This is a genomic window from Nostoc mirabile CHAB5784, assembly GCF_020829645.1.
GTDB lineage: Bacteria > Cyanobacteriota > Cyanobacteriia > Cyanobacteriales > Nostocaceae > Nostoc > Nostoc mirabile.
Genome location: NZ_JAIVFS010000174.1, coordinates 1 through 10,042 on the forward strand (window position 1 = coordinate 1; position 10,042 = coordinate 10,042).

Below are 10,042 nucleotides of genomic sequence, written 5' to 3' on the forward strand. Positions count from 1 at the left end.
TTTGGTCAATCTGATGGCTGGTTTGGCTGCTTACACCTATTTACCAAAAAAACCGTCGATTGATATTTACCCAAAAGATTTACCTGCACTACCTCCTGCCGTTTTCTAACCGTCGAACTCACGTTAACATTACTGGAGAAGTTCGCTTAGTTGGTTTTACCGATCTGACACTCCCAATGGCTGAATCTGACGTTAACACCGCCTCATTGTCAGATACTGGAATTTGGGCAAACGCCCCATTCGCCCCCCTAAGCCCAGAACAAGCAGAAGAAGTAGAGTCTGGGCAAGGAATTAAATACCCGCACATATCCGGTCGTGGGCCTGTAGATGGAACTCTTGCCTGTTTTCAAATGCTAGCGCAGCATAACAGAATGCCATTTCGCCGCGATGTCTTGCGCCGTGCGTTAGTCAGCAATTTTCAGCGCACAGGCAGTACTTCTATTCAATTATGCGGTGCTTTGGCAGAATTAATGGGGCTGACATCTCAACTGGTGAATGTTCCTGCCGTTGCTATCTCTAAACTACCGACGCCAGTTTTGATCCCTTGGCAAGATAGCTATGCAATTCTTTACAAAGCTACTGAATTTGAACTAGTGCTTGGCATTCCAGAACAAGGCATTGTCCGTAAAAAGCCAGCCGATTTTGCTGAAACTTGGGGGGAAGAGGGACAAGTACTTCTGCTGCAACCCACTAAAGAAACTCCTCAAAAGCGATTTGGTTTATCCTGGTTTCTCCCCGCCATCAAAAAGCATCGTACTGTTTTAATTGAAGTATTTATTGCCTCATTATTTGTACAACTGTTGGGACTAGAAAATCCCTTAATAACTCAAGTAATTATTGATAAAGTTATTATTCAAAACGGGATTAATACTCTCAACGTTCTGGGATTTCTGCTCATAGCAATGGCTGTAGTAGAGGGTATTATGCTACACCATCAGAAATTGTAGAGGCTGCTAAGATTGCTTGCGCCCACGATTTTATCATGAATTTGCCGTCGGGTTATGAAACTCGTGTTGGAGAGAGAGGTTCGGCTTTATCTGGAGGACAAAGACAAAGAATAGCGATCGCTCGGACTGTACTACAAAATCCACCACTATTGATTCTAGATGAAGCTACCAGCGCACTCGACTATGCTACTGAACGTCAGGTGTGCTTGAATTTAGCCCAAGTATTTAAGGGAAGGACAGTATTTTTTATTACCCACAGGTTAGCAACCATCCAGAACGCTAATGTGATTTTGATGATGAGCCAAGGACGAATTGTAGAGCAGGGTACTCATGCAGAACTTATGGCTCTAACAGGGCTTTATTACTGCTTGTATCAACAGCAATCAGCAATTTCTGAATAATTTCTCTGCTTGATTCAGCAATCAGTCACCTTTGAGAAAATCAGTTAAGTTTATTTAAATTATTATCTACTAAATAATTAACTTATTACTAATTATGAATACTAATAATACTAATCGTGCAAATGGAAATGGAAAACATAACTTGAATGGAAATGGTTCATCGCCACCGAAAACATTAACTTCTTTGCAAGACTTAGAAAAGTTGCCACCAGAAATATCTAATATTCAACCAAAACCGCCTTCTACAGCACCGCGTTATGTTCCCAAATTCGAGCAACCTGTAATTCTCCGACAGTCTCGCAAATGGTCACGCGCTATCCTTTGGGGTTTAATGGCTGTTACAACTGGTACAATTATCTGGGCAAATTTAGCCAAAATTGAAGAAGCAGTTTCCGCTACCGGGAAGTTAGAGCCAACAGGTACAGTTAAAGAAATACAGGCTCCTGTTGGTGGCGTAGTTAAAGAAATTTATGTTGAAGATGGACAGCAAGTTAAACTTGGTGAGCATCTTATTAGCCTTGACCCCACTACTGCTAATGCCCAACTTGACTCTTTAAAGAAAATTCGCTCATCTCTAGTCCAAGAAAATCAGTTTTATCAATCTCAAATGAAAGGAGAGAGGGAGGGAGAGAGCGAGAGAGGGAGGGAAAATACTCTCACTCCCTCACTCCCACACTCCCTCACTCCCTCACTCTCCAATGAAATGCTTGACCTGACCAAAAGTCGGGCTGCAATCGTAGCAGAAAACCGATTATATCGTGCCCAATTAGATGGTACAGCTTCTACCAGTGGACTAAACATAGAACAAAAAGAACGCTTAATATCCACTTCTTTAGAATTAGATGCGCGTGTGACCGCAGCAAAGCTGGAAGTTGACCAATTAAGTCGCCAACTCAACCAAACTGAGATTAAGCTAGCTGCTACTAAAGATACCTTGGTAATGAACCGAGGTATTCTTGATAATATTACTCCGTTAATGAATGATGGGGCAATTTCCAAAATTCAATATTTCAAGCAACAAGAAGAAGTCAGAAACGCTCAATCAGAAATTGACCAGCTTACCCAAGAAGGATTGCGTTTACAATCTGCTATTAATCAGGCACAAGCTAAGTTGCAATCAACTGTAGCTATTTCTCGAAAAGATTGGCTCACCCAAATTGCAGATAATAACAAAAAAATTGCTGAAATTGATTCTCTGTTGACTAAAGCGATAGTCGAAAATAATAAGAATATTGCGGAAAATGATTCTCAATTGAGCCAAACTCAAATGAATCTTCAATATCAGTCAATCAATTCCCCAGTATCAGGTACAGTCTTTGAACTTAAGACACATACGCCAGGATTTGTAGTGACATTTAGCGAACCAATTCTCAAAGTTGTTCCTGATGATGCTCTGGTGGCTAAAATCTACATTACCAATAAAGATATTGGTTTTGTCAAAGAGGGGATGACAGTGGATGTGAGGGTTGACTCATTTCCTTTTAGTGAATTTGGTGATGTCAAAGGGAAATTGGTATGGATTGGAAATGATGCCCTACCACCAGATCAGATTTATCCTTTTTATCGCTAGAGATTCGTGTAATTGTATGTTCTGACCCAACAATACAATGCGTTTATCTGTGGGTTTTAACCTGTGGTAAAGGTTTTTGACTTTGGATAAAATCTCCCAACTCAGTTGGGGCGAATTCTTAGCAATGAAGGGGTGAATATCTCCGAGGATAAATACACCATTCCCACTAAAGTTAGCAATGTAGTCGAATACAAATAGTAGTGGATCAGCGTGGGGAGGCTTCTTATACTCTACAACTGGCTTAAACACCAATCCCCCATCTGCTGCGATTAAACATTGCTCCAAGGTTGATACTCCCAGATTCCAGAAGAACACTGGACTTGATAGCTTGTTAGATGCCTCTGTAGTCAGCCACTGAATAATCGTCGCTTCATCAGGAGACAGCACATCAACCGCAGCGATAGGGATTTGCGAATCTAGTGTTGAGAGAAGACTTGAAAGTTTCATTGTTTTTCAATTTGATAAGGAAGTGGAGATAAATCGTCATGAGTATTGACGAGTTTCACGATTACCTCATAGGCTTCGGCATCGCCGTCAAAAACCTCAGCCATACCAGTATCAGAACCAAGATTTTTAGACTCAATAGCCGGATCGTTAACGATAGAATCTAAGTGCGCCATCATCTGCTCTAAGCTACTACCAGCAAGAGGGTCAGCGTTTGCCAGCAGAACCTGAACTTTCATCAAATGGCGTTCCATTTTCCTTTTAAACTGTACAGGCTTGCGTCCTGGTTCCCAATCAGCCAGTTCCTCCAACAACTGGGCGGCGAGTTGTTCACCACCAGCAAGGGCTGATTCACGTAAACGCTGCTCTAAATTTTGGTCATACTGTTGGATGAACTTGGTAATCTGGTCTAGACATTCGGCTTGTTGCTGGTTCAGTTGTTCAGAGAGAGCAGGAATAATTACCGGACGACCAATAACGACTTGCAAATAGTCTTCGAGGTCGGTCAGAGTCGGAAATGCTCTTAACAAGTTGGCTTTGACTGATTCTTGCTTATCGTGGGGTAATTCCCAAGTATGGAGTGAGAGAAACTGGTCAATTCGCTCTTGATAATCTTCGAGTCCTGCTTCGTAATCAACTTTTAATTGATTGCGTAAACCAGGGGCGATATTATCCCTAATATTGATTAACTGATTCCACACCAGTGGAGCTAAATCAATCGGACAAATCCAATCACCAGTATCACTGCTCATCCACTCTTGAACCGAAGCAATTTCTTGCCTCAATTGGGCAGCAGCTTCATCCAGCTTTTTGAAGACCTTGATACCCCGCAAACCAACTTCGGAATTTGTAACTTTCACGAGGTCTGATTCAATTTCAGAAACTTCAGCTTTTAACACATCTGCCCCTGAAGGGAGCGGCAGACTTTGTACTTTTCTTTAGCTGAATACGAAAGCGAATACGGGTTTTATTTAACTGTGAGAAATTGTGGCGTTCGACTACTGCATCAGTTAGGAAATTTGTAGCGATAGTATCAATATTCAAGTCGCCGCATTCATGCCTGGGGTATTATTAATTGCGAATTGCGAATTGCGAATTGCGAATTGAGAATTGTACGTTGTCCAACATTAAACTGAACCAGAGAGTTTCTTCGGTGACGGGTAACTCATTAATTGCTAAGATCGCGCCTCTAAAACATTTTTGAAAAAAGTAAACTCCAGTCATCCACTTTTCTAAGTCTAGCTTAACCTCTAAATAACACTCCAGTACTTCAAAACCTTTGAATAGGTTATTAGAGGCAATCGCAGACCGTCCAAAGTGCGCGATTGCCTCTGTTTTTTTGCGTGAACAAAGTTGTGGTTTACCGCAACGCTCTCAAATTGCTTTGGCGTAGCCTCATATTTCTGAATTTTAGTTATTTTCTAGCAAGAATTCACAGCACAAGGCTGTAGAGTAGGTATTGAGCGGTTGCCCTAATTGCAGTATGAATGGAATAGCAAAAGGCGACCGTATACTTTTGGAGTAGCGATCGCCTTGTGTTGATTTTTTATAACCAGTTTTCAGACTTAGTTAGGTCATCGGACTTATCTCCGGCGATTTGAGCGTTACAAGGTTACTTCCGGGTACTCCGGTTTTAGCTCCGGCTACTTTTCCCGGCGGCACTTCAGTTTTGGTTCGTTGAATTAGTTTGCAATCTCTTTAAATGCGTTCGGGGGTAGGCAGTTCGCCTTCCCTTACAATCATTGTGCAACTTTTAGTTGCATTTATCAACCCCTAATTGCACAATTTTGGTTGATTTCAGACACAGTAGTTCAGCTAAGGTACAGCCAAATACTTGACATAAGCCACTGACAAGCTCTGGAGAAGCGTTTTTCACTTCTGTATTTGTCTCCATCCTGTTCAAATACTGGCGAGAAATCTCTACTTCAAGTTCAGCAAGCTTTTTGGACAAAGTTAGCAATGGCATATCACCACGCAATGCACGCATCTTATGCCCACGCGCATCTGTCCATCTAATAGACCCCACTTCACTAAGTGGTAACATTACGACCTCTGATTGTTCTTCTTGACTTGCCATATTATGCAACTTTTAGTTGATGAAAGCAATAGCTCACTGCAACTATTAGTAGCAAATGTTGAGCCACTCAGATCACAACTCAGAGAGATCAATGTAAAAAACCCAGAATCTTTACTGGGGCTGTAAACCAATGGTTGTCTTGAGGAGCCATAATCAAAAAGGTCATTCACAGCCTTTAGTTCGCGTAGCGTTAGCCTGCAATTGTCATTTTCAGTTCAACTTAGACTGCCATAATTGAGAATGGAGTGGTATCAATTTTTATGTTGGAGCAACAACCGGAAAATTTACAGTTTTCTATTAAACAGTTAGCCACAGAAGCGTTACAAAAATCAGATCCCTCGGCATGGTTTGAAGTTTTATATGCCAAAGCCAAAGGAGACACAGCACAAATTCCTTGGGCTAAGTTAGCTCCTCATCCTTAGAAGCAAGATTGGTTGACGAATCATGAACCATTCACCTCACAGCAAAAGGCGTTAGTTATTGGCTGTGGCTTGGGAGACGATGCCGAAGCTTTAGCTTTCTCTGGGATTTGAGGTAACTGCTTTTGATATTTCACCGACAGCGATCGCTGCTTAAGTTAAGTCCCAAGGGAGCAATGCGATTTTGTGAGGTGCTTAAAATTTGGGTGCTAAATCACCTATTTAGGGCTGCGATCGCAGCCAAATAACTGTTTTTATTGATAATCTAACTCTGTAAATGAGAATTAAAGTCCGATCTAACAAAATCGCATCGCTCCCAGTCCCAACGCGACCAGTGTCTATCCAATAGCCAGCATCAGCAAAGCTATTGATGTTCTTGCGGGAGTGTCGATAGTTGGGGCGATGCCGAAGGTGGGCTTTTAGAGCGATCGCAACACGCTCAGGACTTACGCGCTACAAACTTTTTAATTGACTCAAACAGTGTTTTGGCTATCTCAAAATTTAATCAAAGCTCGATATCTGTCACAGATTGTAGTCTAAGCGGCCAGCCCCTTGCAATAAATGATCTGATCATCGCCTGCTTTGTAATAGTCGCGGATTCGCGCTGACTCATCGTCACTGCACTTGCGGTAGAACGCCCGCGTGCGAAGCTCTCCACCCCCGACGTTTCCACCAACAGTACACCCTTGCCACGCGTTGTCAATTTTTGATCAACGTAGCGCAGCAGTTACTTGGGTGCTACATTCAGTAGACCGAAAAGTTTTCCAGAAGCCTTATCAGCCCTTAATTTCACGTTGGGAACCCCATCTACCGAAATCAGCTTCCAATCTACCTTTCAACCACCTCTGTTCCAGATGGATAAATAGAGCGATCGCTTGTGGTCGTGACCCAAAGCCCAAAAGCATCGCCCCAAACCCTGATTGTTTCGTTAACTTTCAAAAGTTTTCGGTCTACTGACATTTCGTTTTCATAGCAGTTAATTCATTAGTCCAATATGTAGGAAGAGTATCCCAAGGATTCGGCAAAACATCATTAGTTACATAAATAGTGCCTGCATTTCGGAGAACAGCCAATTCAATCGCATTATTCATCCCAGTTGTGCCAGATGTAGTATGTATAAGATGTGCAAATTTATTCGCAGGATAATTAAATAGCCAAGCTGGTGCTTGCCAGTTTTGGTAATTACTATAAGTATCTTCAAACACTACGGTAATGTCCGCCAGTTTTATATAATCCTCTGCTGGAACAGTACCAGGGTTTAACATCACTAAAGTGCCTTTTGTATTACGAATGTAATTAGTGATATTTGTGTAGTAGGCAAGGTTATTGGTACTAGTAGCTACTTCATCCAAAAAGATGCCATCTACCGCATACCAAGCTTTATATTGATCTATTTCTGTTTTGACAGCCGTTGCACTACGGGTTCCATAAGTTGTAGGTACATAACCAATAACTTTAATGCCTGCTGCTTGTGCATTCTTCACAGATGTAACGTAGTCGGTATTTTTTGCACTGCCAGGGCCACTGTTAGGATTCATAATCATCACACCAACTCTCGGCGCTGCCTCTGTTGCCTTTTGCCAATAAGTTCCTGGATAAAAATATGCAGGGATAGAAATACTTTGGCAAAGACCAGCTGACGCTTTGGGAGCGGAATTAATCACACCCAGTAATCCACACACAGCCACCAAACTCGCTAATGTTACCCTACGCGATAAGTGTGCAATAGAAATGTTTAATTTTTTCATATTACTCGTACTCCAATGAAAAAAATATTTTGTGCAACTGGCTCCTGAATCCAACCGATCACTATTTATGCACCCACCGATAGTCTCTTCCAGAGTTCGATTATTTGGCTCACGCTCACCCAGCTAGAAGTTACAGTCTGCTGTGGAGGTTTGAACAAACAAGTAAATTTGGTTCTATTTACCTCAGTTATATATGCAATCCATTGAATCGAAATGCCGTGTTTCTATAATGTATCCAATATTGTATCGCCACTTCTCTCCACCCAATGACTTTGAGTACTAAATAACAATAGAATTATTTGCAAGAGTCCCATCTGGGGTAATTTGGGCATTAACACAATTACACTCCAAAGAAAATACACTCGCGATCGCAATCCCTGTAAACCAGCCCCAACGATTACTCATCTTGAACTTTGAAAATGTAGGATTACAGCAAGTAGAAAAACTCATGTTTTTAGAATCTGAGCTTGACGTTAAGCAAGTGCGGATTGAATATCAAAGGCATACATAATTCTTTGACATCCTCTGACCTCTAACCGCTTGCGTTCTGGCGGGGATCTCCTGGGAGGTGCCAGATAAGCTACTCACTTAAGTCCCAGTTGGCTTAAGTTTGGTATGTCACTGTATGGCGCAAGTCCCCTACATCCGTCGGGGTGTCGATGGTTTGGGCGATGGCGTACCCGCCCACCGTAGGCATCGCTCCCCAAATCTCACAAATATTGCACCGCACTGAACATTACTTAATTTTCGGGTGCGCCTTCTGACGATCGCGTTGCGAAAGCTTATGTGGACTGAATAATAAGGTATTCAATCCACCATTGTTGAGTTGAGTTACTCAGTTAAACCTTGACTCGTCGGAGTCAGTTTTACTCCTGATCCTGATCAATTTTTTCGATATCATCAGGTGTACCAGTGGCAGAAATTTTTGATGTGCCAGATTTCCCTGCACCCGAATTGCCGCCAGAAGCGCTATTCCCCCCTGAGTGTTTAGAATCCGTGTTGCCAAGTTCATCTTTAAGCTGTTCAAGACGGTTTTTTTCTTGAGCTTTATCTTTTTGGTCAGCCATATTTTAAAAACATTTTTAGCGTAGCGATCGCTATATACTCTACCATTTTCCTTATTCTGGCGACACCAAAGGCAAATGCTCTTAATTGTCAGTTCTCTTGGATAATCAGCTAGTCGGCACGCTCCCCGTAATACCCTTGGAACCAAATCAGCTAAACCTATTCTCAGATTTGACCCTCACACCAGCACTATTAGCAGAGGTGCTGGTGATGAGCCAAGAGGCGCTGCTGAAGTGGAAAGCGCAAATTTTGGACTATCAGCAACGGGTAAGGGAAACCAAGCCAGTGCAGCAGGCGACGTTATTCGACATTGCACCCAACCACTGCGACCCAAACCGGATTGATCCGTTGCAGTTACAGGTGCGATCGCTCTCGTTCTGGAGGATGCCAACAGATAGCCCCGGCGATGCGTGTCTGTACTTCATCGTTGACTCTGCGGCTGGTCTGATTTTGTACGTGGGGGAAACTTGCAGCAAGTTTCAAGCGGTGGAAAGGGATACACGCCTGCAAGGATTACATAGCAAGCTACCAGGATTTACATTATCGCTATGGAATGAAGACAGCAGTAAACGCCACGTTTTGGTGGGATACCCCGTTAAGAGAAAACCCCGGCAAGAATTGGAATTGAGTTTAATTTTGAAGTGGCGCAGTCCATTTAACTATCTATAACAAAAAATAAATCATCCACAACAACAACAAAAGACTTCAAACGCAGGCTTGTTGCTTTTTTGTAGACAGGTATTTACCTTGCGAGGGGACAAAATGGTCTAGAATGCTTATATTACAAAGAGTGTAGCAATTTGTGGTAAAAGAAAAAGAGCATTCATTCGCAACAAGCTTTATTTAATGATAATATTACCAGAATTCTACGAAATAAATCTCAAGCGAGAATTGGGACGTGCAGAATATTTATTACTAAAAATCCTGATAAATTTATTACAATCTATTAAAACTGTTAGCATTGAAGCGCTGGCTACTGCTTTACCTATTCCCATATTTTTTGAAAGTAGAAGAAAGAGAATTTCATTGCATTTTTGTCTTGAAATTACATAAATATTGAAGAAATTTGGTTCCCAATTATTAAAAGCTGGTTAGAGATATATTTTCCCTGAAATGAAGTTATTTATGTAGTGATTGACCGGACTAATTGGGGGTGTATTAATCTGTTAATGATTAGTGTGGTTTGGGATAAAAGGTCTATTCCAATATACTTGGAGTTATTAAGTAAATTAGGCTCAAGTAATATGGAAGAGGCAATCAATAAGGTCGCCCAGTCCTTACCAGGAAATAAGAAAGCTAATCAAAAAGCACTATCTCTCATAAGATATGCCGATGATTTCGTCATCCTACATCCTGACCTCGATGTAATTG

General features: G+C 41.8%; 8 protein-coding genes and 5 pseudogenes. 6 read left to right on the plus strand and 7 right to left on the minus strand.

The features are described 5' to 3' along the window. From LC653_RS48140 to LC653_RS42385, 3 genes and pseudogenes are all read left to right on the plus strand, one after another. Positions 1–109, plus strand: a pseudogene (locus LC653_RS48140) (IS982 family transposase); the annotation flags it as partial. Between the two features lie 136 nt (positions 110–245). Beyond that, a pseudogene (locus LC653_RS42380) lies at positions 246–1,348 on the plus strand (ATP-binding cassette domain-containing protein); the annotation flags it as partial. A gap of 94 nt (positions 1,349–1,442) precedes the next feature. Then, positions 1,443–2,918, plus strand: a complete 1,476-nt coding sequence (locus LC653_RS42385; RefSeq protein ID WP_229501275.1) for a beta-barrel domain-containing protein — start codon at positions 1,443–1,445, stop codon at positions 2,916–2,918. On the opposite strand, the pseudogene LC653_RS42390 reads toward LC653_RS42385, so the two are convergent. From LC653_RS42390 to LC653_RS42400, 3 genes and pseudogenes are all read right to left on the minus strand, one after another. Beyond that, positions 2,916–3,365 (minus strand): annotated as a pseudogene (locus tag LC653_RS42390) (Ycf46 family AAA ATPase); the annotation flags it as partial. The gene LC653_RS42385 and the pseudogene LC653_RS42390 overlap by 3 nt on opposite strands. After that, positions 3,362–4,406: pseudogene (locus tag LC653_RS42395) on the minus strand (hypothetical protein). The pseudogenes LC653_RS42390 and LC653_RS42395, both read right to left, overlap by 4 nt. Positions 4,407–5,115: 709 nt before the next feature. Further along, entirely contained in the window at positions 5,116–5,439 is a 324-nt protein-coding gene (locus LC653_RS42400) for a helix-turn-helix domain-containing protein (protein WP_229501276.1), read from the minus strand. 245 nt (positions 5,440–5,684) lie between these two features. On the opposite strand from LC653_RS42400, the gene LC653_RS42405 reads away from it, so the two are divergent. Beyond that, positions 5,685–5,861, plus strand: a complete 177-nt coding sequence (locus LC653_RS42405) for a hypothetical protein (protein ID WP_229501277.1) — start codon at positions 5,685–5,687, stop codon at positions 5,859–5,861. Positions 5,862–6,634: 773 nt separating this feature from the next. Here LC653_RS42405 and LC653_RS46620 read toward each other — a convergent pair. The 4 genes from LC653_RS46620 to LC653_RS42415 form a co-directional block, all read right to left on the minus strand. Continuing rightward, entirely contained in the window at positions 6,635–6,763 is a 129-nt protein-coding gene (locus LC653_RS46620) for a hypothetical protein (RefSeq protein WP_267923418.1), read from the minus strand. Between the two features lie 45 nt (positions 6,764–6,808). Next, positions 6,809–7,606, minus strand: a complete 798-nt coding sequence (locus LC653_RS42410; protein WP_229501278.1) for a spherulation-specific family 4 protein — start codon at positions 7,604–7,606, stop codon at positions 6,809–6,811. A gap of 279 nt (positions 7,607–7,885) precedes the next feature. Beyond that, complete coding sequence (locus LC653_RS46625; protein WP_267923419.1) at positions 7,886–8,011, minus strand: hypothetical protein; 126 nt, start codon at positions 8,009–8,011, stop codon at positions 7,886–7,888. Between the two features lie 461 nt (positions 8,012–8,472). Continuing rightward, the gene (locus LC653_RS42415; RefSeq protein WP_229501279.1) at positions 8,473–8,673 is read right to left on the minus strand and encodes a hypothetical protein; all 201 of its coding nucleotides are present in this window, start codon (positions 8,671–8,673) and stop codon (positions 8,473–8,475) included. An 85-nt stretch (positions 8,674–8,758) separates the two neighbouring features. Here LC653_RS42415 and LC653_RS42420 point away from each other — a divergent pair, with 85 nt between their 5' ends. After that, on the plus strand, positions 8,759–9,340 hold the full coding sequence (locus tag LC653_RS42420; RefSeq protein WP_308189237.1) for a GIY-YIG nuclease family protein: 582 nt from the start codon (positions 8,759–8,761) through the stop codon (positions 9,338–9,340). Positions 9,341–9,523: 183 nt separating this feature from the next. Beyond that, a pseudogene (locus tag LC653_RS42425) lies at positions 9,524–9,954 on the plus strand (IS4 family transposase); the annotation flags it as partial. Positions 9,955–10,042: the final 88 nt, after the last annotated feature.

Excerpts from the sequence above, each read along its gene's own strand:
- LC653_RS42400 (WP_229501276.1), bottom strand. The coding sequence starts at position 5,439 with ATGGCAAGTCAAGAAGAACAATCAGAGGTCGTAATGTTACCACTTAGT.
- LC653_RS42410 (WP_229501278.1), bottom strand. The coding sequence starts at position 7,606 with ATGAAAAAATTAAACATTTCTATTGCACACTTATCGCGTAGGGTAACA.
- LC653_RS46620 (WP_267923418.1), bottom strand. The coding sequence starts at position 6,763 with ATGCTTTTGGGCTTTGGGTCACGACCACAAGCGATCGCTCTATTTATC.
- LC653_RS42415 (WP_229501279.1), bottom strand. The coding sequence starts at position 8,673 with ATGGCTGACCAAAAAGATAAAGCTCAAGAAAAAAACCGTCTTGAACAG.
- LC653_RS42385 (WP_229501275.1), top strand. The coding sequence starts at position 1,443 with ATGAATACTAATAATACTAATCGTGCAAATGGAAATGGAAAACATAAC.
- LC653_RS46625 (WP_267923419.1), bottom strand. The coding sequence starts at position 8,011 with ATGAGTAATCGTTGGGGCTGGTTTACAGGGATTGCGATCGCGAGTGTA.